Genomic DNA, 22847 nt, shown 5'->3' on the forward strand with positions numbered 1-22847 from the left:
TCGGCAGGGGTGATCGATGGCAGGGGGCGGGCGCCGCAAGGTACCGCCCCTTGTCGTATTACATCGGGTCGTATTACCTCAGGTCGTATTTGCATCAATCGTATCCACAGCAGGCGCAGGCAATGATGGCCATGCGCGAAACAGGCAAGGCGAGGTGAAGATGAGTGCCACTACCCCGAAGTCGGTCGACCTGGTCATCGAGGCCCGTTGGGTGGTTCCGGTGGAACCCCACGCGGTGGTGCTTGAACACCATGCCGTGGCGATCGACAGGGACACCATCGTCGCGGTGCTGCCCATTGCCGAGGCCCGCATCGCCTACGCGCCGCGCGAGCGGGTGGAGCTTGACGAGCACGCATTGATCCCCGGCTTGGTCAACAGTCATACGCACAATCCGATGACCCTGCTGCGCGGCCTCGCCGACGACCTGCCGCTGATGGTCTGGCTGCAACAGCACATCTGGCCTGCCGAAGCGAAGGTGATCGGACCGGAATTCGTGCGCGACGGGGTCGAGCTGGCGGTGGCTGAAATGTTGCGCGGTGGCACGACCTGCGCCAACGAGAACTATTTTTTCCCTGACGTGATTGGCGCGACTTACCGGCGCATGGGTTTTCGCGCCGTGGTCGGCCTGCCGGTGATCCAGTTTCCCACCGCCTGGGCCAAGACCCAGGACGAGTATTTCGAGCGCGCCGGCGAGGTGCACGACAGCTTCATGGGTGACGCGCTGGTCAGCACGGCGTTTGCACCGCATGCCCCGTATACGGTTTCGGACGAAAGCTTCGAGCGGATCCGCATGTTGTCCGACCAGCTCGACATCCCGGTGCATCTGCACACGCACGAAACCGCACACGAAGTCGATGAAGAAAAAGCCAAGAGCGGCCTGCGCCCGTTCCAGCGCCTGCAGAAACTCGGCCTGGTCAACGATCGCCTGATCGCGGTGCATATGACCCAGCTGACTGACGGCGAAATCGCCGCCTGCGCCGCCGCAGGCGTATCAGTGGTGCATTGTCCGGAATCCAATCTCAAGCTGGCATCGGGTTTCTGTCCGGCGGAAAAGCTACGCCAAGCGGGCGTCAACGTGGCGCTCGGTACCGACGGTTGCGCTTCGAACAACGACCTGGACATGTTCGGCGAAATGCGTACCGCCGCCCTGCTGGCCAAGGCGGTGGCCGGTGACGCGGCGGCATTCGATGCAGCGTTCGCGTTGCGCGCCGCCACACTCAACGGTGCGAAGGCGATCGGGCTGGAAGCGAAGATCGGCTCCATCGAGATCGGCAAGCAGGCCGATCTCGCCGCCGTAAGATTGAGCGATCTGGAAACCCAGCCGTTGTTCTACGTCATCTCGCAGCTGGTTTATGCCACTGGCCGCCATCAGGTCAGCGATGTGTGGATCGCAGGCAGGCGCAAGCTGGCCGGGCGCGAGTTGCCCGATATCGATACGGCCGCGATCCTGGACAAAACACGCGCCTGGCGCGAGCGCATCGCCGCAGCCTGAACCGGAGTACTCGATGAACCGTTACCTGATCCTGCTGATCCGTCGCCCGCATGTGGATCCGGCGGTCGTACCGTTGCATCTGGCGTACCTGGACGGCCTGCGTGAACAGGGCCGTGTGGAACTGTCCGGCGGATTCAGCGACAAATCCGGCGGCGCGTACCTGCTGCGTGCACCCGATCTGGCTGAGGCGACGGTGATCGCGCACAACGATCCGGCGCACGTCAGCGGCGGCTGGGATATCACGGTGCACGAATGGCAGGCGCATTAGACTTCATGGCGCTCCCCGAGGAATCGACCATGCAGACCACGAACACGGGCTCCCCGCAGAACTCCACCCAGCCACGGGGGGATGCTTCAGCCAACGTCAGTCCCGAAGAAATCGCCCGTTTCGCCAGTCTGGCGTCGCGCTGGTGGGATCCGGATGGCGAGTCGCGACCGCTGCACGACCTCAACCCGGTGCGCGCCGCGTATATCGCCGCGCGCGTCGACCTGCGTGGTGCGCGGGTCGCCGATGTCGGTTGTGGCGGCGGCCTGTTGAGCGAGGCACTAACGCGCGCCGGTGCCAGGGTCACCGGTGTCGATCTGGGCGAGAAGGTGATCGGGATCGCGAAGCTGCACCTGCACGAATCGAACCTCAGTGTCGATTATCGCGTGCAATCTTCGGCCGACTTGGCTGCTGCCGAGCCGGAAGGTTTCGACGCGGTGTGCTGCATGGAGCTGATCGAGCATGTGCCCGATCCGGCCGCGCTGGTAAGGGATCTCGAGACGATGCTGAAGCCCGGCGGATGGTTGTTCATGTCCACCCTGAATCGCACGCTGGCGGCCTTCGGCGCCGCCATTCTTGGCGCCGAATACGTGATGCGCATGTTGCCGCGCGGCACCCACCACTATGCGCAGTTCCTGAAGCCTTCCGAACTCGGGCGGCTGTTGCGCCATGCCGGCCTGGAGTTGGAGGACGTTTCGGGCATGGGCTACAACCCGATCAATCGCAAGGCTTGGCTGAGCCGGATCACCGCAGTCAATTACGTATTGAGCGCGCGCAAACCGACATGAAACCACTACCGGAACATATCGCGGGCGTGCTGTTCGATCTCGACGGCACGTTGCTCGACAGCGCCCCTGACCTGTACGCCGCGCTTGTCGTGCAATGTGCCGAAGAGCACGTGCCGCCGCCGCCCTACGCGCCAGTGCGCGAGGTGGTGTCGCGTGGTGCTCGCGCGGTGTTGCGCTGCGCATTCGCCGAGCGTGGCGAAGCGGCGCTGGCGGCGCTGGTTCCGCGCTACCTGCAGTTGTATCAGGACGTGATGACGCAGCAGATGCAGGTCTTCGATGGCATCGACGACTTGCTCGCGCGGATCGAGGCGCATGGTCTGCGCTGGGGCATCGTCACCAACAAGGCGGCTTTTCTCACTGACGAACTGGTCGACCGCATCGGCTGGTCGCAACGTGCCAGCGCGGTGGTGTCTGGCGACACGCTGCCGGTAAAAAAGCCTGACCCGGCACCCGTGCTGCTGGCGTGCGAACGTGCCGGCGTGGCACCGGGCCGTTGCCTGTTCGTCGGCGACGACCGTCGCGACATCCAGGCCGGCGCCGCCGCTGGTCTGTACACGGTGGCGGTGAGCTGGGGTTACCTCGATGGCGGTGATCCCCACACCTGGGGCGCCGACGTCGTGCTGGATCATCCTGCCGAGCTGGCCGGCTTGCTGCAGTTGCAACCGGTCGCGGCATGATCGAGCTGGTCGAACAAAACGCGGTGTTGCAGGGTTTCATCGACAAGTGGCTGGCTGTGCAGCCGCAGCAACGCATCGCGCTGGTCTTCGTCGACGGCCGGCGTTATCCCGGCCATGTGGCGCTTGCCGCACTGGAGCAGGAACTGCTCGGTGCCGCCTATGGCATCCGCGAACCGCAGGTGGCCGCGGCCAAGCTCAACTGGTGGGCCGAGGAGCTGGCCAATGCGGCAACCAGCGGTGGGCGACATCCGTTGACCCAGGTGCTGTTCGACGACGAGCGCGCACATGCCATCGCCAGCGAGCTATGGCTGGCGCCGGTGCTTGCCGCGATGGCCCAGCTGGAGCAGGGCACCGCCGCGGACTTTTCCGCGCAGATCGCCGCGGCGATGCCGCTGCACGGCGCGCTGGCCGCGCTGGAAACCGCCTGGTGGTACGGCGCGGCTGCCCCGCCAGCGCGCGCGGCGCGGGTCGCCACACTTAATCATTTGCTGTACGCGCTGCTGCGGCTGGAACAGGATGCCGAGCGCGATCGACTGCCACTGCCGATGGCACGGCTCGCACGGCACGGGTTGAGCCGCACCCAGTTGCGCACGCCCGGTGAGGCACGGCAGCAGGCGATCAAGGCGCAGCTGGACGACCTGCTGGCCAGCTGGAAGGCGTCGACCACCATGACGGGGCCGCTCAGCGTGTTCCGCGCGCTGGAATCCCGCCATGCCAGTGCGCTGGCGCGACGTGCCGCGCAGGCTGGCGATGCATTGGCCGTGTTGCAGGCGGGGCAGCCGCGCACCGGGCTGGCGACCACGTTGCAGGCGTGGCAAGCCGCCCGCGCGTGGCAACGCCAGCGCGAATAGTTCGTTCAATACGCAGTGTTTCGTTGGCGACACTATTGCGCGACGACCCGCTTGCCCCAAGATTGTCTGCTTCGCGGCGACGTAATCGCCGATGTCAGGATTCAACGATGCCGAACCAGGAAAATACTACCCGCCTGTTGCCCGACGTTGCCGTGCACGCACAGCCGCACCTCGCCGGCGCGCTGGACTGGGTCGGCATGGCCGAAATCCAGGTGCCGGTGCGGTTCGATGCCGGTGACGGCGAGGTCCAGCGGATTAGCGCCAGGGTAGGGGCGTTCGTCAACCTGAACCGCCCGGACAAGCGTGGCATCCATATGTCGCGGCTGTACCTGCAGGTGGAGCAGGCGCTGAGTACGCAGGTTCTCACCGCCGACTCGTTGCATGCATTGCTGCGCGGCTTCCTCAATTCGCACGGGGACCTCTCCGATCGCGCCTGCCTCAGCATCCACTTCGAGCACCTTGTACGTCGCCCGGCCCTGAAAAGCGCGAACAGCGGCTGGCGCGCTTATCCGGTGAGCATCGAGGCGAGCCTCACCGGTGGCGAATTTCTGCTGGAGTTCGGCACCGAAGTGATCTATTCCTCGACCTGTCCGGCCTCGGCTGCGTTGTCACGCCAGTTGATCCAGGACCAGTTCGCCAGCGATTTCGATGCTGGCAAACCGGTCGATCACGCCGCGGTGCTGGCATGGCTTGGCAGCGAGAAGGGCATCGTCGCCACCCCGCACGCCCAGCGCAGCGTGGCCCGTCTGCGCACCCGTCCCATCGCAGGCGCAGGCTTCCATCTGGTCGGACTGATCGATCGCGTCGAAAACGCGCTCGGCACGCCAGTGCAGACGGCGGTGAAACGTGAAGACGAACAGGCCTTCGCGCTCGCCAATGGCGGCAACCTGATGTTCTGCGAAGATGCCGCCCGGCGCATCCAGACGGCACTCGACGCCGATGCCACGCTCAGCGACTTCCACATCCGTGTCGAGCATCAGGAAAGCCTGCACCCGCACGACGCGGTGGCCTATGCGAGCAAGGGCGTGGAGGGTGGCTACGGCTCAGTGCCGTAACCATTCGCGCGAAAGTCAGCGATCTCGCGCCACCGCCGCCGACTGCGTGCGCTGTCGATCAGGCTGTGCGAGGCTCACCCTCGAACGCCGCAACGACCGCTGGCGTCGAGTACCTGCTTGCCGAGTCCGGGGATCGAGAGCGCCGGAGAATGCCTTGCCACGATCGTTACCTGCGTGCAGGCCGACGTTCTCGACCCCGCCAGTCATCGGGCATCAGGGTGTGTCGTCCTGGCAGCGACAACGGGGGTAATGGAAATTTTCGGGAACCGGGTCTTCGCCCCCGGTGCACAAAGGCTGGCAGCGCAGCAACCGCCAGCCGGTCAGCAGGCTGCCGCGCCACGGGCCGAAGCGGGTGACTGCAATCCGTGCATAATCAGAGCAGGTGGGGTGGAAGCGGCAACGCTGGCCAAGCAAAGGGCTGAGCCAGCGCTTGTACAAACGGAGCAACCACAGTATCAATCGGGTCAGGACATTCACGTTGCCGGAACGGCTTGCAGCATGTAGTGGTACAAGTATTCCAGAAGCAAGCTTGCTGGTGTAAGACACTTGGGCTATAACACCCGGCCGCCACGGCCAAAAAAACGGTGAAGGGATATGGCGAAAACCACACGTAGTTCGTCCGCCGCCAAGGCGCAGAAAGGGAAGGCTCCGGCCAAGGCGAATGGCGCCAAGGCCGACAAGTCGAAAACAGCTGCCACAAAGGGGCGGACCGTGAAGAGCGCCAGCAAGACACCCGCCAAGACCAGTCGTACCGCAACCAAGCCTGTCAGCAAGGCGCCGAAGAAGAAGGTCGCGGCCAAGCCGGCGGCTGCCAGAAAACCGGTCGCCAAGCCAGCGGTCAAGAAAGTTGCCGCCAAGCCGCCATCGAAGAAAGCCGGCTCGGCCAGCAAGTCGGTTGCCAAAAAGCCAGCAGCCAAAAAAGTTGCCGTCAAGAAAACGGTCGTCGCGAAGAAGGTGGCTGCCAGCAAGCCGGCGCCGAAGAAAGTGGCGGTCAACAAGACTGCCGCCAAAAGCGGTAAGGTCAGCAGTACGCCTGTCAGAAAGGCGGCGACGAAGCCTGTGACCCGGCCGGTCGCCAAAAAGGTGGCTGCGGCCGCCAAACCCGCGGCGAAGCATGTCGCAAAACCCGCAGCCAAGCCGATCAGCAAGCCGGTCAAGGCTGCAGCCAAGACGATTGCCAAGCCGGTGCAGAAAGTTGTGCCGGCGCCCGTTGTAAAAAGCGTATCCCCAGCACCCGCCAGTACCCTGTTCAAGGGCAAGGTGGCGAGTGCAACCGCCATGGTGACGCCGCGGACAGCTTCGGCTACCGCGAGTCATGCCTCTCCCCACAAGAATCAGAAAAACTCGTCATCCTCAATGAATAAACTGGCTACAAAAAAACTCGATAACGGTGTCACCCGTGAAGACGGGCGATACGCGCTGCCTTCCACCAGCAACATCACGTTGCCCAAGGGATATCATCCTTCGGCCAACGAGGAGTACATGAATCCGCAACACCTGGCCTACTTCCGCAACAAGCTGCGCGACTGGCGCGATCAGCTGGTCGAGGAGTCGCGTCAGACCATGGACAACCTGCGCGAGGAGGTGCGTGACGTCGGCGATGAAGCCGAGCGTGCCACCCGTGAAACCGAGAACTCGCTGGAACTGCGCACCCGCGATCGCTACCGCAAGCTGATCTCCAAGATCGACAAGGCGCTGCGCCGGATCGAGGAAGGCAGCTACGGCTTCTGCGAGGAGACCGATGAGGAAATCGGCGTGGATCGTCTCGACGCACGACCCATTGCGACGCTGTCGCTTGATGCGCAGGAGCGCCGCGAGCACCTGCAGAAGCAGATGGGCGACTGAGCTTTCGATCCGTTGAAATAACGAAACCCCGCCTCGCGCGGGGTTTCGTCTTTTTGCCGGTGGTGGAGGCCGGAGCCGGCCCGACTCAGGCCAGCGCCTGCGCCGCATAACCTTTCAGCTTCACCAGCATGGCAGCCAGCCCATTGGAGCGTGTCGGCGAGAGGTGCTTGGCCAGGCCAATCTCGCCGATGAAGGCCGGTTCGGTGGCGACGATCTCCTGGGCGGAGCGATCCGAATATACCCGCAGCACCAGGGCGATCAGGCCGGACACGATGGCCGAGTCGCTGATAGCCTCAAAGTGCATCTTCGAGGCATCACCGCTGGGCACCAGCCAGACCATCGACTGGCAACCGTGCACGCGGTGCGCCTCGGTCTTGTCGGCTTCGGGGAAGGCTGGCAATTGCTTGCCGAGATCGATCAGATACTGATAGCGCTCGGTCCAGTCGCCGAAGAAGGCAAATTCCTCGGCAATGTCTCGTTGTGCCTGGGCGGCGCTGTTGGTGGTGACATTCATGCGGCCATTATCGCGCGGGCATGGATCGGAAGCGAAACCCACATATGCGCATCATGCCTTGACGCTGCTCCATCGGGTGCCCTGCGCACTGTCCTCGATCGTGATGCCCAAGGCGGAAAGCTCATCTCGGATGGCGTCGGCACGAGCAAAATCCCGCGCCGCACGGGCGGCCTGGCGCTGTTGCAGCAGGTCCTCGACATGGGCTGCATCGACCGGGCTCTCTCCACGCTTGAACCAGGCTTCCGCATCCTGCTGCAATAGTCCGAGCAAGGCACCGCCGCCGAGCAATGCCGCTTTCGCTTCCGCCGTGCCTGACTGGCGCGCGGCATCGGCCAGCACGGACAGCTCGGCCAATGCCTGCGGTGTATTGAGGTCGTCGCACAGGGCTGCCTCCACCCGCTGCGGCACCGGCAATTCAGCGGTTGGCAGGGGAATGTCGGCCAAGTCGCGCAGCACGCGATACCAGCCGTCCAGCGTGCTCACTGCTTGCTGGATGGCGGCATCGGACCAGTCCAGCGGTTGCCGGTAGTGGCCACTCATGAGGCGCAGACGCAGCGCTTCCGGCGGATGCAGTCTCAGCAGCTCGTGCACCAGCAGCACATTGCCCAGCGACTTGGACATCTTGCGGCCGTCGAACGTCAGCATGCCGTTGTGCATCCACCAGCGCGCGAAGACCTTGCCACCGTGGGCGCAGGTGGACTGGGCGATCTCGTTCTCATGATGCGGAAACAGCAGGTCGACGCCGCCGGCATGGATGTCGATGGTGTCGCCCAAATGCGCCGCACTCATCGCCGAGCACTCGATGTGCCAACCCGGACGCCCGCGGCCCCATGGGCTGTTCCAACCCGGCAGTTCCGGCGTGGAGGGTTTCCACAGCACGAAATCGCCGGGACTGCGCTTGTACGGCGCCACTTCGACGCGCGAGCCGGCGATCAGCTCGTCCGGGTCGCGGCCGGACAACCTGCCATACGCGGGAAACGAACTGACCTCGAACAGCACATGGTCCTCGGCAACATAGGCGTGACCGCTGTCAAGCAGGCGCTCGATCATCGTGATGATCGGAACGATGTGGGTGGTGGCAAGCGGCTCGATATCCGGCGGTGCCACGCCCAGCCCGGCCATGTCCTCGCGATATGCCTGCGCGAAACGCCCGGTGATCGTGCCGATCGGTACGTCCTGCTGCTGCGCTGCGGTGTTGATCTTGTCGTCGACGTCGGTGATGTTGCGGGCATACAGCACATGCGGATAATGCCGGCGCAGCAGCCGCACCAGCACGTCGAACACCACCGGACCACGCGCATTGCCGATGTGCACGTAGTTGTAGACGGTGGGGCCACACAGATACATCGTCACGCGGTCGGGATCGAGCGGCGCGAACGGCTCGTTACGACGGGTCAGGCTGTTGTAGAGCGATATCGACATCGTGAAATCCGCGGCATGGGACCACGCGGGACGGAACGCGGTCAGCCCGGCATCTTAACAAGGTGTAAGCGGAGTGGTGGAGCCTGGCCGATTCTAAGCATGTATTCAGCGTGAATTTGCTGGAATGCAGCCAGTACGCGCTTTGGCGCACCGATGTTTCCCCGATGGAGGTCGCAATGACCAGGTTATGGCTATCCGCGTTGGTGTTCGCCCTGGTGGCCTCCAGCGCTTTCGCGCAGGACGTGCGCGGTTCAAATGATGACAACGCTCATTATGGCTGGGCCGACGTGTTGCGCGCGGATCCGGTGCAGGGTGTTACCCGCACGGAAGTTCCGCGTCAGGAGTGTTACGACCAGCCGGTGGTCCGCCATGAGCGGGGCAATACCACCGCCGGTACCGTGCTCGGTGCCGTGATTGGCGGCGTGCTGGGCAACACCGTAGGCAAGGGGGATGGGCGCAGGGCGGCTACGGTCGCAGGTGCCCTGGCCGGTGGTGCGGTGGGCAACCGCGCATCCGATCGCGGCGGTGATTACGAGGAGACCCAGACCCAGTGCCGCCAGGTCAGCTCGATCAGCGAGCAGCGCCGGATCATCGGTTACGACGTCGAATACCGCTACCGTGGCGAGGTCTACATGCGCCGGTTGAACTACGATCCCGGCGAGCGCCTGCGCGTGCGGGTACAGGTCGATCCGGCGGACTGAACCCCTCTTCCGTTGACAACATCGCCGCCCGTGGGTGGCGATGTTGTTTCCGGTACCGATTTTTCTTGTTGCATGGCAGCGAAATTGTCGCCATCATGCGCACTCGCCATCTGGATTCCGCATGTCTTCAGCCGTCTATACCGCTACCGTACTCACCAGCGCCCGCGCGGCTGCTGGCATGACGTCGCGTGCGCATCGACCGCTGAGTGGATATTCGGCCGGGTAGGCAGTCGCACGCGTTTCATGTGCATCGACGAAAAAACCCGGCCCCTGCGCCGGGTTTTTTGTTTCTGGATTTGGAGTAAGTATGACTATTCGGCATTTCTTGACGACCCAGGATTACAGCCGCGCCGAGATCGACGTTCTGCTGGAACAGGCTGCCGCGTTCAAGCGTTCCCCGCGCGGACAGCAGCTGGCCGGCAAATCGATCGCGTTGCTGTTCTTCAATCCGTCGATGCGCACCCGCACCAGCTTTGAGCTGGGGGCGTTCCACCTGGGCGCACACGCGATCGTGCTGTCGCCCGGCAAGGACGCGTGGCCGATCGAGTTCGAGGTCGGCAGCGTGATGGATGGCGATACCGAGGAACACATCGCCGAAGTGGCGAGGGTGCTTAGCCGCTATGTCGACCTGATCGCGGTGCGCGCGTTCCCGAAGTTCCAGGACTGGGCGGTGGATCGCCAGGACACCGTGATCAAGGCGTTTGCGCAGTACGCCACGGTACCGGTGATCAACATGGAGACGATCACCCATCCCTGTCAGGAGCTGGCGCACGCGCTGGCGTTGAGGGAGCACCTGGGCGACCTGACGAAAAAAAAGTACGTGCTGACATGGACTTACCATCCGAAGCCGCTGAACACCGCGGTGGCGAACTCGGCGCTGCTGATCGCAACGAAGATGGGCATGGATGTGACGCTGCTTTGCCCAACGCCCGATTACGTGCTGGACGAGCGCTACATGGCGTTTGGCCGTCTGAATGCCGAGCAGAACGGAGGTTCGCTCAAGGTCAGCCACGATATCGAGGAAGCCTATCGTGGCGCCGACGTGGTCTATGCCAAGAGCTGGGGCGCGCTGCCATTCTTCGGCAAGTGGGAACAGGAAAAGCCCATCCGCGAGGCCAGCAAGCACTTTATCGTCGACGAAGCGAAGATGGCGCTGACCAACCATGGCCTGTTCAGTCATTGCCTCCCGCTGCGCCGGAACATCAAGGCCACCGACGCGGTGATGGATTCGCCCGCCTGCATTGCCATCGACGAGGCCGAGAACCGCCTGCATGTGCAGAAGGCGGTGATGACCTCACTGATCGGGCAGGGTTGAGCCGGCCATGTACATGCCGAAGCATTTCGAGGAAACACGGACCGAGGTCCTGCATGGACTGATCCGCGCGTATCCGTTTGCTGCCTTGGTTACCCGGACGAAGGATGGGTTGAGCGCCAACCATCTGCCGTTCGAACTGGTTGGCGAGATGCTCCACGGCCATGTGGCCTGCGGCAACGAGCTGGTGAAGATGGATGGTGCCGAGGTGCTGCTGGTGTTCCAGGGTCCGGACGGCTACATCAGCCCGAACTGGTATCCGAGCAAGCACGAGACCGGGCGCGAGGTGCCGACGTGGAACTACGCGGTGGTGCACGTGCATGGCCGTTTGCGCGTGGTTGATGACGCCAGCTGGTTGCGCGGCCTGCTGGAAACCTTGACCTCTCACCATGAGGCTGGCCAGTCAAAGCCTTGGAAGATCGGCGACGCGCCGGAAGACCACATCGAGAAGTCGCTGCGCGCCATCGTCGGCCTCGAGATCGCCATCGATCGCATCGAAGGCAAATTCAAGCTGAGTCAAAACCATCCAGCACGCAATCGTGCGGGTGTGATCGTCGGCCTGCGCGAGCGTGACGGCGATGGCGACGCGGAGCTGGCCACCCTGATGGGGCAACTGGAGGAATCGAAACCGTGACACATCAGCATCACTATCGCGTCGACGTGGAGTGGACCGGCAACCTCGGTTCGGGCACGGACGGCTACCGCAATTACAGTCGCGATCATGCCATCCGCATCGCGGGGAAACCCACGCTGGCCGGCTCGGCCGATCCCACCTTCCGCGGTGACGCCGGGAAGCACAATCCCGAGGACATGCTGGTCACCGCATTGTCCACTTGCCACATGCTGTCCTACCTGCACATGGCGACCGTGGCCGGCGTGGTGGTGACGGCATACACCGACGCCGCCGAAGGCCGCATGGTCACCGAAGGCAATGGTGGCCGCTTCGTCGAAGTGGTACTGCGCCCCGTGGTGACCATCAGCGCCAGCAGCGATCCGGCCAGGGCGGAGGCCGCGCATGACGACGCGCACCATGCCTGCTTCATCGCCAATTCGGTGAATTTCCCGGTGCGCTGCGAACCGCGAATTGTTGTGGAGCCGGGATTGGGGAGTCGGGATTAGGGATTCGAAAAAACAAAACGAACCTTCGCAGTAACACCTTCCATTCATTGCGAGAACTTCCATGTCACCACAGTCCGTCTCTCCAAATCCCCAATCCCCAACCCCCAATCCCGGCTCCAAAGACATCGTCCTCGCCTTCTCCGGCGGCCTCGACACCAGCTTCTGCGTACCCTATCTGCAGGAGCAGGGCTGGGCCGTGCATACCGTGTTCGCCGATACCGGCGGCGTCGACGCCGAGGAGCGCGCCTTCATCGAAGCGCGCGCGGAGGAGCTGGGCGTGGCCAGCCACGTTACCGTCGATGGTGGCCCGGCGATCTGGCAGGGTTTCGTCAAGCCGTTCGTGTGGGCAGGCGAGGGCTACCAGGGTCAGTATCCACTGCTGGTCTCGGATCGCTATCTGATCGTCGAAGCCGCGCTGAAGCGCGCCGTCGAACTGGGCACCAGGGCGATTGCGCATGGCTGCACCGGCATGGGCAACGACCAGGTGCGATTCGACCTGGCGGTGAAGGCGCTGGGCGACTACGAGATCGTGGCGCCGATCCGCGAGATCCAGAAGGAACACACGCAGACGCGCGCCTACGAGCAGAAGTACCTGGAGGATCGCGGCTTTGGCGTGCGCGCCAAGCAGCAGGCCTACACCATCAATGAGAACCTGCTGGGCTTGACCATGTCCGGCGGTGAGATCGATAAATGGCAGGCACCCGGCGCAGGCGCGGTGGGTTGGTGCAAACCACGTGCCGAATGGCCGTCCAAACCGTTGCAGGTGAAGATCGGCTTCGCCAATGGCGAAGCGGTGACGCTGGATGGCGAAAAGATCGCCGGGCACACGATGCTGGCGAAGTTGAACAACCTGTTTGCGCAGTACGGCGTAGGTCGCGGTCTTTACACCGGCGACACCACGATCGGCCTGAAGGGCCGCATCATCTTCGAGGCACCGGGCCTGACCGTGCTGCTGGCCGCGCATCGCGCGCTGGAAGAAGCCGTGTTGAGCAAACAGCAGAACCGCTTCAAGCCGGAAGTGGCGCGCAAGTGGGTGGAGCTGGTCTACGAGGGTTTCTTCCACGATCCGCTGAAGACCGACCTCGAAGCGTTCTTGGCGTCCAGCCAGTCCACCGTCAACGGCACGGTGACGCTGGAGACCCACGGCGGCAGTGTGGGTGCGGTGGCGGTGGAGTCCAAACACATCCTCAATGCGAAGGGCGCGACCTACGCGCAGTCGGCCGATTGGGGCGTGGAAGAGGCCGAGGGCTTCATCAAGCTGTTCGGCATGAGCTCGACGCTGTGGGCCGAAGTCAATCGGGGTGGCGCATGAGTTCGGCGCGCTTCCTCATTCTCACTTCGGTGAAGGCTTGCACATTGCCTCAGTGCTCCCATCCCAAGGGAAGAGGGGACTTGCGCAAAGAGGTTTCGCGATGAGCGCCTTGCTCGACGCAACGCTGGCGCACCTGGCTGCGCTGGTTGGTTTCGACACGCGCAATCCCCCGCGCGCCATCGACACCGGCGGCATCTTCGATTATCTGCGTGCGCAGCTGCCTGGCTTCGACGTGACGGTAACCGACTTCGGCGCCGGCGCGGTGGCGTTGCACGCGGTGCGTGGACAACCGAAGTATCTCTTCAATGTGCACCTGGACACGGTGCCGGATTCGCCGGCTTGGACGGCCGATCCGCACACGCTGCGGGTCACTGCGGAGCGTGCGATCGGTCTGGGTGCCTGCGACATCAAGGGCGCGGCGGCGGCGTTGCTGGCAGTGGCGAATGCCAGCGAGGGCGATCTTGCGCTGCTGTTCTCCACCGACGAGGAAGCGAACGACGCGCGCTGCATTGCCGGCTTCCTGCAGGCTTTTCCGCCTCTCTCCCTGGGAAACGGGCGGGATGAGGGTGCGCTCGGTATCGAATCTGCCGCTTCGGCCGAACCCTCACTCCAACCCCTCTCCCGAAGGGAGACGGGCTACGAAGCGGTGATCGTGGCCGAGCCGACCAGGGGCGAGGCGGTGCTGGCGCATCGTGGCATCCTGTCCGTGCTCATGCGTTTTGCCGGTCAAGCCGGGCACGCCTCGGGCGAGCAGAGGCCCAGTGACAGCGCGTTGCACCAAGCGGTACGGTGGGGCGATGCCGCACTGGACTTCGTCGCCGCGCAATCGCATGAACGCTTCGGTGGACTGACCGGCCTGCGCTTCAACATCGGCCGGATCGAGGGAGGCATCAAGGCGAACATGATCGCGCCAACGGCGGAAGTGCGATTCGGCTTTCGTCCCCTGCCGACCATGGATCCGGATCAACTGCTGCAGCGTTTCCAGACGTTGGTGGAATCGCGGCCGGCGCAGTTCGGCGAGACTTTTCGTGGTGCGTCGTTGCCGGCGGGAGACACCGCAAGGGCCGAGGAACGCCGGCTGGCGGCCCGTGACATTGCCGACGAGCTGGGCATCCCGGTGGGCAATGCGGTGGACTTCTGGACCGAGGCGGCGCTGTTCTCCGCCGCCGGCTACACCGCTTTTGTCTACGGCCCCGGCGACATCGCCCAGGCCCACAGCGCCGACGAATGGGTCGCGCTCGACCAGTTGCAACACTACGCGGAAACCATCAGCCGGATCGTTGAACATGGAAACGCATGAAGGAGTCTGGACTCATGGCTCAAGTAGCCGGCCAATCCTTCGGGCACGATCAGCTTGCCGACCGGGCTGCGTCATCGCTCGGTCATGTATCGACATGCCTTCCCTTCCTCTTCCTTGCCCTGCAGGCAAACCGATTCCCGCGCGAGCCACGTGAGCCATGAGTCCAGACTCCAGAACCCGCAAGACCATCGTGCGCCTGCTTTCGAGCATGGGCAGCGCGAAGGAAATCCAGCAATACCTCAGGCGTTTTTCGGAGATCGACGCCAAGCGCTTCGCCGTGGTGAAGGTCGGTGGCGCGGTGTTGCGCGATGAGCTGGCCGACCTCGCCTCGTCGCTGACCTTCCTGCAGCAGGTCGGGCTGACCCCGATCGTCCTGCATGGCGCCGGTCCGCAACTGGATGAGGAGCTGTCCGCCGCCGGCATCGAGAAGCAGACCGTGGGCGGTCTGCGTGTCACCTCGCCCAAGGCGCTCGGCATCGTGCGGCGCGTATTCCAGCAGCAGAACCTGAAGCTGGTCGAGGCGTTGCAGTCGATGGACACGCGTGCCACCTCGGTGGCGTCCGGCGTGTTCATGGCCAGCTACCTGGATCGCGATACCTACGGGCTGGTCGGCAAGGTGGCCAGCATCAACCTGGCGCCGATCGAGGCCAGCCTGCGCGCCAACTCGATCCCGGTGATCGCCAGTCTCGGTGAAACCGACGAAGGGCAGATCCTCAACATCAACGCCGACTTCGCTGCCAACGAGTTGGTGCGCGTGCTGCAGCCATACAAGATCGTGTTCCTCACCGGCACCGGCGGTCTGCTCGACGAGCAGGGCAAGCTGATCGATTCGATCAACCTGTCCACCGAGTACGATCACCTGATGGCGCAGCCGTGGATCAACGGTGGCATGCGCCTCAAGCTGGAGCAGATCGCCGACCTGCTGTCCGACTTGCCGCTGACCTCGTCGGTGTCGATCACCCGGCCGGCCGAGTTGGCCAAGGAGCTGTTCACCCACAAGGGTTCGGGCACGCTTGTTCGCCGTGGCGAGAAAGTGCTGACATTCGCCTCATGGGATGGCATCGACCTGGCGCGTATGCGCACGCTGATCGAGTCGAGCTTCGGGCGTACCCTGGTGTCAGATTATTTCGATCGAACCCGACCGTCGCGCATTTACGTCAGCGAGAACTATCGCGCTGCCATGATCCTCACCGACGAGGACGGCCTTTCGTACCTCGACAAATTCGCCGTGCTCGACGATGCCCAGGGCGAAGGCCTGGGACGTGCCGTGTGGCAGGTGATGCGCGAGGAAAATCCACGACTGTTCTGGCGCTCGCGTCACGGCAATTCGGTCAATCCGTTCTACTACGCCGAGTCCGATGGCTGCATCAAGCAGCCGTATTGGAAGGTGTTCTGGTACGGCATCGACGACCTTGACACGATTTCCCGCTGCGTGGCGCATTGCGCACAACGCCAGCCGACCCTGACGGACTGAACCATGGACACTCACAGCAAGAGCATCGGTATCGTCGGCGCACGTGGTCATACTGGCGTGGAAATGATCCGCCTGATCGCGGCGCATCCGGCGCTTGCCCTGAGCTTCGTTTCTTCGCGCGAGCTGGATGGCCAGCGCGTGGGCGATCACGTGGATGGCTTCGCGGGCGAACTGCGCTACGCCAGCCTGGACCCCGCCGCCGTGGCGGCGCGGGCCGCCGATGTGGTGATCCTTGCCCTGCCGAATGGCAAGGCCGCGCCTTATGTAGAGGCGATCGACGCGATGAAGCCGGACACACTGATCCTCGATCTGTCCGCCGACTACCGCTTCGACAAAAGCTGGTACTACGGCCTGCCCGAACTCACGCGTGAGCAGTGGCGAGGCGAGAAGCGCATCAGCAACCCCGGCTGCTACGCCACCGCGATGCAGTTTTCGATCGCACCGCTGAAGGACCTGCTGGCCGCACCGCCGGTATGTTTCGGCGTTTCCGGCTATTCCGGTGCCGGCACAACGCCATCGGACAAGAACGACCCGGACAAGCTGCGCGACAACCTGATGCCGTACGCGCTCACCGGCCACATGCATGAGAAGGAGGCGTCGTTCCGCCTCGGCGTGCCGGTGGAGTTCATGCCGCACGTGGCACCGCATTTCCGTGGACTCACGGTTACCACCAACCTGTATCTGTCGCGGCCGTTGAAACGTGCGGACGTGCTGGCCCGTTTCCATGCGGCCTACGATCACGAAAAACTGGTGACCGTGCTGGACGAGGCTCCGTGGGTGAGTCGTATTGCCCACCGGCACCACGCCGAGATCGGCGGCTTTGCGCTGTCGGCCGACGGCAAGCGGGTGGTGATCGTGGCGACGCTGGACAACCTGCTGAAGGGCGCGGCGACGCAGGCGATGCAGAACATCAATCGCGCCATCGGTTGCGACGAGATGACGGGCATTCCGCGACCGTGATGCGCTGATTGCGCGCACCGCCGTTCGGCAGCTCATTCATTCGCCAGGAAACCCACCATGCATCTTTCCCGCTACCTGCTTCCCACCCTCAGGGAAAATCCCGCCGAGGCACAGATCGTCTCGCATCGCCTGATGCTGCGCGCCGGGCTGATCCAGCAAGAGGCCACCGGCATCTACGCCTGGCTGCCGATGGGGCTGCGCGTGTTGCGCAAGATCGAGCACATCGTGCGCGAGGAAATGGATCGTGCCGGCGCGCTCGAAATGCTGATGCCGACCCTGCAGCTGGCCGAGCTATGGCGCGAGAGCGGTCGTTACGATGCCTACGGGCCGGAGATGCTGCGCCTGCGTGACCGGCACGAGCGCGAGTTGCTGTACGGGCCGACCAACGAGGAGATGGTCACCGACATCTTCCGCACCCATGTGCATTCGTATCGCGACCTGCCGATGACCCTCTATCAGGTGCAGTGGAAGTTTCGCGATGAACAACGCCCGCGTTTCGGTGTGCTTCGCGGTCGCGAATTCCTGATGAAGGATGGCTATTCCTTCGACCTGGATGAGGCCGGTGCACGGCGCGCCTACCAGCGCATGTTCGTCGCCTATCTGCGCATGTTCGCCCGCATGGGCATCACCGCGATCCCCATGCGTGCCGAGACCGGACCGATCGGCGGCGACCTGTCGCACGAGTTCCTGGTGCTGGCCGAAACCGGCGAATCGGCGGTGTATTGTGATCGCGACCTGCTGACGCTGCCGACGCCGAAAGACGATGTGGACGGCAACGGTGATCTGGATGCGCTGATTCAGGCCTGGACCACGCCGTATGCGGCGACCGAAGACGTGCACGACGCGGCTCGTTTCGAACGCGAGGTGCCGGGCGAGCGGCGCGTGCATACGCGTGGCATCGAGGTGGGACAGATTTTCTACTTCGGCATCAAGTATGCCGAGCCGATGAAGGCACGGGTCACCGGCGAGGATGGCGTGGAACGCCCGGTTCATGGCGGTTGCTATGGCGTAGGGGTGTCGCGTCTGGTCGGCGCCATCATCGAGGCCAGTCATGACGAACATGGCATCGTCTGGCCCGACGCGGTGGCACCCTTTGAGATTGGCCTGATCAATCTGCAGGTCGGAGACGCCACGTGCGATACCGCCTGCGAGACGCTGTATGCGCAACTCGTCGCCGCTGGCTTCGATGTGCTTTACGACGACACCGGCGAGCGCGCCGGTGGCAAGTTCAAGAACATGGACCTGATCGGCCTGCCGTGGCAGGTGGTCGTCGGACCCCGTAGCCTGAAGGACGGGCAGGTGGAGCTGAAGCGTCGCGCGACAGGCGTACGCGAGTTGTTGCCGATCGATGCCGTTCTGAACAGGCTGGCATCGGTTTGAAGCATTCCCGCTTGAAGCAATCCTAGTAAAGACCACCCTCAAGAAGACCATCATGACCCAACCACTCTGGCAGAAATCGAACGTCAAGATCGACGCGCGCATCATGCAATTCCTGGCCGGCGACGATGTACTGCTGGATCGCGAGTTCTTCCTGCACGACATCACCGCCAGCAAGGCGCACGTGGAAGGCCTGGCCAATATCGGCGTGGTCAGTACCGATGAAGCTGCCGCGCTGAAAGGCGAACTGGATGCGCTGGCCGGTGATTTCGCGAGTGGCGCCTTCGTACTGGACGATCGCTACGAGGATGGTCATTCCGCGATCGAGGCGCGCCTGACCGAGCGGCTCGGTGATGCCGGGCGTCGCGTGCATACCGGACGTAGCCGCAACGACCAGATCCTGGTCGCCACGCGACTGTGGTTGAAGGACAAGTTGGCAACGCTGGAAGCCCATTGTCGATCCATCGCCAAGGTCTGCCTCGATCGCGCCGCGCAGCCGGCGCTGCCCATGCCGGGCTATACGCACCTGCAGCGCGCGGTGGTTTCGTCCACCGCAATGTGGTTCGCCGGCTTCGCCGAAGCCTTCATCGACAACGTGCTGCGCGCCCGCCAGACGCTGGCGCTGATCGATGCCAATCCGCTGGGCACCGCCGCCGGCTACGGCGTGAACCTGAAGCTCGACCGCGAGCACACCACGCAGGCGCTTGGCTTCGCCCGCATGCAGCTCAGCCCGATCTACGCGCAGCTGTCGCGCGGCAAGTTCGAGATGGCGGTGCTGGAGGCGATCGGCGGCGCGTTGCTCGATCTGCGCCGGCTCGCCTGGGACCTGTCGCTGTTCACCACCGCCGAATTCAACTTCGTGCAGTTGCCGGCGGAATACACCACCGGCAGCTCGATCATGCCGAACAAGCGCAACCCCGACGTGATCGAACTCTTACGCGCCAGCTACGCCAGCGTGGCGGCTGCGCGCACCGAAATCGAGCAGTTGTTGTCGCTGCCTTCCGGCTACCAGCGCGATCTGCAGTTCTCCAAGGGCTCGCTGTTCCACGGCGTGCGCCACGGCTTGGGTGCGCTGGAGCTGGTGCCCGACCTGCTGTCGCGGCTGCAATGGAACGAGGGTGCGATGCGTAGCGCGATCGAACCGGCGATGTACGCCACCGACGTGGCGATCGAGCAAGCCGCCGCCGGCGTGCCGTTCCGCGATGCGTATCGCGCCGCGGCGGAAACCGCAGCCTCGGCCGGGCAGGGCCGTACACCGGAAAGCAGCCTGGCCGCGCGTGTATCGCCCGGTGCGGGGCATGATTTGCGACTGGACGACCTGCACGCGCGCCTGCACGCGCTCGACAACTGAAGTGGGGAACGCGGGCATGGTGGTGATCGACATGGGAAACAAGCGCGCCGACCTGCCCGGACAGAATTTGCCGCGCTGGCGCCGTGCCGTGCTGAAGGTCGGCAGCAATCTGCTCGCGGCCGACGGCGGCGGCCTTACTCCACGTTACGCCGAAGCGCTGGCCGGTTTCATGGCTGCCAGCCACGCCGACGGCCGCCAGGTCGTGCTGGTGTCTTCCGGCGCGGTGGCGGCGGGACGCGCGCTCTTGCGTCTGCATGCGACCGACAGCGGCGGTCTGGCGGCGCGCCAGGCACTGGCTGCGCTGGGTCAGGCGCCGATGATCGCGCTGTGGCAATCGCTGTCGGACAGACCCGTGGCGCAAGTGCTGTTGACCCACGACGACCTGCGCAACCGTCGCCGCTATCTCAATGCACGCGCCACCCTGCGCGAGTTGTTGCAACTGGGCGTGCTGCCCGTGATCAACGAGAACGACACCGTGTCGGTGGATGAACTGAAACTCGGTGACAACGACAATCTCGCCGCCATCGTCGCCGCGCTGGTCGATGCCGACTTGCTGCTTATCGCCTCCGACGTCGATGCGCTGTACAGCGCCGATCCGCGGCGTGACCCGACGGCCGTACCCATCGCAAAGGTGGCCGAACTGACCGCCGAGATTCTGGCGATGGCCGGCGACAGCGGCAGCGCTGCCGGCACCGGTGGCATGCGCACCAAGTTGCAGGCGGCAGCGAAGGCCGCCGCGGCCGGCATTCCCACCGTCCTGTTCAGCGGCCGCGAAACGGCGACCGTACAGGCGTTGCAGCACGGCCAGCTGCACGGCACCCTGATCGCCGCCGCATCCAGCCGCATGCTTGCGCGCAAGTACTGGCTGCGTCACGCGCCCGCGGCGCCCGGGCGCATCCGCATCGATGCCGGCGCGGCGCGCGCCCTGGCCGGCGGCCGCGTCTCGCTGTTGCCGGGCGGTGTGCTCGGAACGGATGGCGAATTCCATCGCGGCGACCTGGTCGAGATCATCGATGATGCTGGCGCGAGCGTGGCACGCGGTCTCACTCAGTACGGTGCCGCCGAAGTGCGTCGGCTGGCGGGCCGGCACAGCCGGGAGATCGACTGCGTGCTCGGTTACAGCTATGGCGACGAAGTCATACATCGCGATGACCTCATCACGATGGGCACGCCGGTGCCATCCGGACAGGAGATCGGCGCATGAGTACGATCAGGGAACAGGCGCTGGCCTGTCGTGACGCCGTGCAAGTAGTCGCCGCGCTCAACAGCGCGGCCAAGCGAGCACTGTTGCGCGACATGGCCACGGCACTGGAAGCACAATCCGCTGCCGTACTGGCAGCGAACGCGAAGGATATGCAGCAGGCCACGGCGAAAGGGGTGCAGGGCGCCATGCTCGATCGCCTTCGACTGGACGAGGTGCGCGTGGCCGGCATCGCAAACGCGCTGCGCGAAGTGGCCGAACTGCCCGATCCGGTGGGCGTGGTGACTCGTCGCGAGGCGCGGCCGAACGGCCTGTCGATCGAACGCGTGCGCATCCCGCTCGGTGTGGTCGCGATGATCTACGAGGCGCGTCCGAACGTCACCGCCGACGCCGCCGCGCTGTGCCTGATGGCAGGCAACGCGGTGATTCTGCGCGGCGGCTCCGAGGCGATCCACTCCAACACCGCGATCGCCGCCGCACTGCACACTGCGCTGGTGGACAACGAGGTGCCGGCTGCCGCCGTTAGCCTGGTCGAGGACCTGCGCCGCGAGACGATGGTCGAGCTGTTGCAGCTCGTCGACATCGTGGATCTGGCTATTCCGCGCGGCGGCGAGGGGCTGATCCGCTTTGTCGCCGAACACGCGCGCGTGCCGGTGATCAAGCACTACAAGGGCGTCTGCCACCTGTACGTGGACCGCGCCGCCGATCTCGATCTGGCGCTGGGCCTGCTCATCGACGGCAAGACCTCGCGCCCCGGCGTGTGCAATGCGCTGGAGACGCTGCTGGTGCATCGCGATATCGCCGACGCGTTCCTGCCGCGCGCCGCCGCGGCCTTGCGCGAACGTGGTGTCGAGCTGCGCGGCGACCAGGCCAGCCGCACATGGGTGCCCGACATGCATGCTGCAATCGATGACGATTACGCCGCCGAATTCCTCGACCTGATCCTCGCCGTGCGTGTAGTCGATGATCTCGATGCAGCCATCGAGCATATCCACCGTTACGGTTCCGATCACACCGAAGTCATCGCCACGGCCGACGAAACCGCCACGCGATGCTTCGTGCAGGCGATCCGCTCGGCGGTGGTGATGATCAACGCCTCCTCCCGCTTCAGCGACGGCGGCGAACTGGGTCTCGGCGCCGAGATCGGCATTTCCACCACTCGCCTGCACGCCTACGGTCCGATGGGCGCCGAAGCGCTCACGGTGGAACGCTTCGTGGTGCGCGGTACCGGGCAGGTAAGACATCCGCAAAGCCGCCTCTGAAGCCCGGAGGATGGCGTGACCGACGACGGCCGCCAGTTCAGCCAAAGTCGGCGCGTTGGCGGCCCGGACTTCAGGACGGCGCGTTTTTGTCGATAAGTCCCGTTGGGGGGACGGCCCCGCCACAGGGAGAGCTTGGCGTGAATATCGACAAATTCAATCGGGAACATGCAAATCTGCTTGTACTGGTGACGGAGCTGCGCGAGTTGGTGCAGTTGGGTGTAGCCGAGCATGCAGAGGCGATCGTCAAACTTCTCATGTCGATAAGTTCGATGGTCAAGCTGCATCTGGCGGCGGAAGATCGCGTGCTTTACCCGGCGTTGGCAAACTCCGCCGATCCGCGCGTTGCCCAGCTCGGCAGGCAGTTCCAAGCGGAAATGGGCGGCTTGGCGGCCGCTTATACGACATTTGCCGCCCATTGGAACCTCGCGGGGAAAGTCGCTGCCGATCCACAGCGGTTCAGGGATGAGGCCAACACCGTTTTCAAGGCGCTGCATCAGCGGATCCAGCGCGAAAGCAGGGAGCTCTATCCGTTGGCGGAGCAGCACGCCTGAGTCGTTGGCGGCAGGGTA

Annotated in this window: 23 protein-coding genes; 20 read left to right on the forward strand and 3 right to left on the reverse strand. The window is 64.2% G+C overall.

The features are described 5' to 3' along the window. Positions 1–160: 160 nt before the first annotated feature. The 6 genes from ACPPVV_RS05900 to folE2 all read left to right on the forward strand — a co-directional run bounded on the left by ACPPVV_RS05900 (position 161) and on the right by folE2 (position 5128). The gene (locus ACPPVV_RS05900; protein ID WP_426702534.1) at positions 161–1492 is read left to right on the forward strand and encodes a TRZ/ATZ family hydrolase; all 1332 of its coding nucleotides are present in this window, start codon (positions 161–163) and stop codon (positions 1490–1492) included. Positions 1493–1505: 13 nt separating this feature from the next. Next, positions 1506–1760, forward strand: coding sequence for a YciI family protein (locus tag ACPPVV_RS05905; RefSeq protein ID WP_426702535.1), 255 nt, complete (start codon positions 1506–1508; stop codon positions 1758–1760). A gap of 29 nt (positions 1761–1789) precedes the next feature. Further along, positions 1790–2545, forward strand: a complete 756-nt coding sequence (gene ubiG, locus ACPPVV_RS05910) for a bifunctional 2-polyprenyl-6-hydroxyphenol methylase/3-demethylubiquinol 3-O-methyltransferase UbiG (protein WP_426702536.1) — start codon at positions 1790–1792, stop codon at positions 2543–2545. After that, positions 2542–3222: a phosphoglycolate phosphatase gene (gene gph / locus ACPPVV_RS05915; RefSeq protein ID WP_426702537.1), complete on the forward strand. Its 681-nt coding sequence runs from the start codon at positions 2542–2544 to the stop codon at positions 3220–3222. Before ubiG ends, gph begins: the two co-directional genes overlap by 4 nt. Then, entirely contained in the window at positions 3219–4073 is an 855-nt protein-coding gene (locus ACPPVV_RS05920; RefSeq protein ID WP_426702538.1) for a phytoene synthase, read from the forward strand. Before gph ends, ACPPVV_RS05920 begins: the two co-directional genes overlap by 4 nt. A gap of 107 nt (positions 4074–4180) precedes the next feature. Continuing rightward, positions 4181–5128: a GTP cyclohydrolase FolE2 gene (gene folE2, locus ACPPVV_RS05925; protein WP_426702539.1), complete on the forward strand. Its 948-nt coding sequence runs from the start codon at positions 4181–4183 to the stop codon at positions 5126–5128. Positions 5129–5341: 213 nt separating this feature from the next. Here the strand turns inward: folE2 and yidD are convergent, their stop codons facing one another. Continuing rightward, complete coding sequence (gene yidD, locus ACPPVV_RS05930) at positions 5342–5674, reverse strand: membrane protein insertion efficiency factor YidD (RefSeq protein ID WP_426702540.1); 333 nt, start codon at positions 5672–5674, stop codon at positions 5342–5344. Positions 5675–5722: 48 nt separating this feature from the next. Between yidD and dksA the strand changes: the two genes are divergently transcribed. Beyond that, positions 5723–6973: an RNA polymerase-binding protein DksA gene (gene dksA, locus ACPPVV_RS05935; protein WP_426702541.1), complete on the forward strand. Its 1251-nt coding sequence runs from the start codon at positions 5723–5725 to the stop codon at positions 6971–6973. Positions 6974–7058: 85 nt separating this feature from the next. On the opposite strand, the gene ACPPVV_RS05940 is transcribed toward dksA, so the two are convergent. Both ACPPVV_RS05940 and cysS read right to left on the reverse strand, forming a co-directional pair. Further along, positions 7059–7487, reverse strand: a complete 429-nt coding sequence (locus tag ACPPVV_RS05940) for a SufE family protein (RefSeq protein ID WP_426702542.1) — start codon at positions 7485–7487, stop codon at positions 7059–7061. Positions 7488–7538: 51 nt separating this feature from the next. Beyond that, a complete protein-coding gene (cysS, locus tag ACPPVV_RS05945) occupies positions 7539–8909 on the reverse strand; it encodes a cysteine--tRNA ligase (RefSeq protein WP_426702543.1) in 1371 nt (456 codons plus the stop codon). A gap of 176 nt (positions 8910–9085) precedes the next feature. Here cysS and ACPPVV_RS05950 point away from each other — a divergent pair, with 176 nt between their 5' ends. From ACPPVV_RS05950 to ACPPVV_RS06010, 13 genes are all read left to right on the forward strand, one after another. Next, on the forward strand, positions 9086–9610 hold the full coding sequence (locus ACPPVV_RS05950) for a glycine zipper 2TM domain-containing protein (RefSeq protein WP_426702544.1): 525 nt from the start codon (positions 9086–9088) through the stop codon (positions 9608–9610). Between the two features lie 307 nt (positions 9611–9917). Further along, entirely contained in the window at positions 9918–10925 is a 1008-nt protein-coding gene (locus ACPPVV_RS05955) for an N-acetylornithine carbamoyltransferase (protein ID WP_426702545.1), read from the forward strand. 7 nt (positions 10926–10932) lie between these two features. Then, positions 10933–11556 carry an FMN-binding negative transcriptional regulator gene (locus ACPPVV_RS05960; protein WP_426702546.1) on the forward strand — a complete coding sequence of 208 codons (624 nt, stop codon included), beginning with the start codon at positions 10933–10935 and terminating at the stop codon, positions 11554–11556. Next, the gene (locus tag ACPPVV_RS05965; protein WP_426702547.1) at positions 11553–12041 is read left to right on the forward strand and encodes an OsmC family protein; all 489 of its coding nucleotides are present in this window, start codon (positions 11553–11555) and stop codon (positions 12039–12041) included. The genes ACPPVV_RS05960 and ACPPVV_RS05965 overlap by 4 nt, the downstream gene beginning before the upstream one ends. Before the next feature lie 61 nt (positions 12042–12102). After that, positions 12103–13353, forward strand: a complete 1251-nt coding sequence (locus ACPPVV_RS05970) for an argininosuccinate synthase (RefSeq protein ID WP_426702548.1) — start codon at positions 12103–12105, stop codon at positions 13351–13353. A gap of 100 nt (positions 13354–13453) precedes the next feature. Next, entirely contained in the window at positions 13454–14653 is a 1200-nt protein-coding gene (locus tag ACPPVV_RS05975; protein WP_426702549.1) for an acetylornithine deacetylase, read from the forward strand. Positions 14654–14810: 157 nt separating this feature from the next. After that, positions 14811–16127 carry an acetylglutamate kinase gene (locus tag ACPPVV_RS05980; RefSeq protein WP_426702550.1) on the forward strand — a complete coding sequence of 439 codons (1317 nt, stop codon included), beginning with the start codon at positions 14811–14813 and terminating at the stop codon, positions 16125–16127. 3 nt (positions 16128–16130) lie between these two features. Then, positions 16131–17087, forward strand: a complete 957-nt coding sequence (argC, locus tag ACPPVV_RS05985; RefSeq protein ID WP_426702551.1) for an N-acetyl-gamma-glutamyl-phosphate reductase — start codon at positions 16131–16133, stop codon at positions 17085–17087. Between the two features lie 57 nt (positions 17088–17144). Next, positions 17145–18467 carry a proline--tRNA ligase gene (gene proS / locus ACPPVV_RS05990; protein ID WP_426702552.1) on the forward strand — a complete coding sequence of 441 codons (1323 nt, stop codon included), beginning with the start codon at positions 17145–17147 and terminating at the stop codon, positions 18465–18467. Positions 18468–18519: 52 nt separating this feature from the next. After that, the gene (gene argH, locus ACPPVV_RS05995) at positions 18520–19815 is read left to right on the forward strand and encodes an argininosuccinate lyase (protein WP_426702553.1); all 1296 of its coding nucleotides are present in this window, start codon (positions 18520–18522) and stop codon (positions 19813–19815) included. A 16-nt stretch (positions 19816–19831) separates the two neighbouring features. Next, entirely contained in the window at positions 19832–21019 is a 1188-nt protein-coding gene (gene proB, locus ACPPVV_RS06000; RefSeq protein ID WP_426702554.1) for a glutamate 5-kinase, read from the forward strand. Next, positions 21016–22278: a glutamate-5-semialdehyde dehydrogenase gene (locus tag ACPPVV_RS06005; protein ID WP_426702555.1), complete on the forward strand. Its 1263-nt coding sequence runs from the start codon at positions 21016–21018 to the stop codon at positions 22276–22278. Before proB ends, ACPPVV_RS06005 begins: the two co-directional genes overlap by 4 nt. A 137-nt stretch (positions 22279–22415) precedes the next feature. Next, entirely contained in the window at positions 22416–22829 is a 414-nt protein-coding gene (locus ACPPVV_RS06010) for a hemerythrin domain-containing protein (protein ID WP_426702556.1), read from the forward strand. Positions 22830–22847 lie beyond the last annotated feature (18 nt).

Source organism: Rhodanobacter sp. Col0626, assembly GCF_049994385.1.
Taxonomy (GTDB): Bacteria; Pseudomonadota; Gammaproteobacteria; order Xanthomonadales; family Rhodanobacteraceae; genus Rhodanobacter.

What these genes read in the sequence shown, in the direction of transcription:
- ACPPVV_RS05955 (WP_426702545.1), top strand. Translation starts at nt 9,918, where the DNA reads ATGACTATTCGGCATTTCTTGACGACCCAGGATTACAGCCGCGCCGAG.
- argC (WP_426702551.1), top strand. Translation starts at nt 16,131, where the DNA reads ATGGACACTCACAGCAAGAGCATCGGTATCGTCGGCGCACGTGGTCAT.
- proB (WP_426702554.1), top strand. Translation starts at nt 19,832, where the DNA reads ATGGTGGTGATCGACATGGGAAACAAGCGCGCCGACCTGCCCGGACAG.
- ACPPVV_RS05980 (WP_426702550.1), top strand. Translation starts at nt 14,811, where the DNA reads ATGAGTCCAGACTCCAGAACCCGCAAGACCATCGTGCGCCTGCTTTCG.
- ACPPVV_RS05905 (WP_426702535.1), top strand. Translation starts at nt 1,506, where the DNA reads ATGAACCGTTACCTGATCCTGCTGATCCGTCGCCCGCATGTGGATCCG.
- ubiG (WP_426702536.1), top strand. Translation starts at nt 1,790, where the DNA reads ATGCAGACCACGAACACGGGCTCCCCGCAGAACTCCACCCAGCCACGG.
- ACPPVV_RS05940 (WP_426702542.1), bottom strand. Translation starts at nt 7,487, where the DNA reads ATGAATGTCACCACCAACAGCGCCGCCCAGGCACAACGAGACATTGCC.
- proS (WP_426702552.1), top strand. Translation starts at nt 17,145, where the DNA reads ATGCATCTTTCCCGCTACCTGCTTCCCACCCTCAGGGAAAATCCCGCC.
- dksA (WP_426702541.1), top strand. Translation starts at nt 5,723, where the DNA reads ATGGCGAAAACCACACGTAGTTCGTCCGCCGCCAAGGCGCAGAAAGGG.
- ACPPVV_RS05970 (WP_426702548.1), top strand. Translation starts at nt 12,103, where the DNA reads ATGTCACCACAGTCCGTCTCTCCAAATCCCCAATCCCCAACCCCCAAT.
- ACPPVV_RS05950 (WP_426702544.1), top strand. Translation starts at nt 9,086, where the DNA reads ATGACCAGGTTATGGCTATCCGCGTTGGTGTTCGCCCTGGTGGCCTCC.
- ACPPVV_RS05960 (WP_426702546.1), top strand. Translation starts at nt 10,933, where the DNA reads ATGTACATGCCGAAGCATTTCGAGGAAACACGGACCGAGGTCCTGCAT.
- folE2 (WP_426702539.1), top strand. Translation starts at nt 4,181, where the DNA reads ATGCCGAACCAGGAAAATACTACCCGCCTGTTGCCCGACGTTGCCGTG.
- argH (WP_426702553.1), top strand. Translation starts at nt 18,520, where the DNA reads ATGACCCAACCACTCTGGCAGAAATCGAACGTCAAGATCGACGCGCGC.
- ACPPVV_RS05900 (WP_426702534.1), top strand. Translation starts at nt 161, where the DNA reads ATGAGTGCCACTACCCCGAAGTCGGTCGACCTGGTCATCGAGGCCCGT.
- ACPPVV_RS06005 (WP_426702555.1), top strand. Translation starts at nt 21,016, where the DNA reads ATGAGTACGATCAGGGAACAGGCGCTGGCCTGTCGTGACGCCGTGCAA.
- ACPPVV_RS05975 (WP_426702549.1), top strand. Translation starts at nt 13,454, where the DNA reads ATGAGCGCCTTGCTCGACGCAACGCTGGCGCACCTGGCTGCGCTGGTT.
- cysS (WP_426702543.1), bottom strand. Translation starts at nt 8,909, where the DNA reads ATGTCGATATCGCTCTACAACAGCCTGACCCGTCGTAACGAGCCGTTC.
- gph (WP_426702537.1), top strand. Translation starts at nt 2,542, where the DNA reads ATGAAACCACTACCGGAACATATCGCGGGCGTGCTGTTCGATCTCGAC.
- ACPPVV_RS05920 (WP_426702538.1), top strand. Translation starts at nt 3,219, where the DNA reads ATGATCGAGCTGGTCGAACAAAACGCGGTGTTGCAGGGTTTCATCGAC.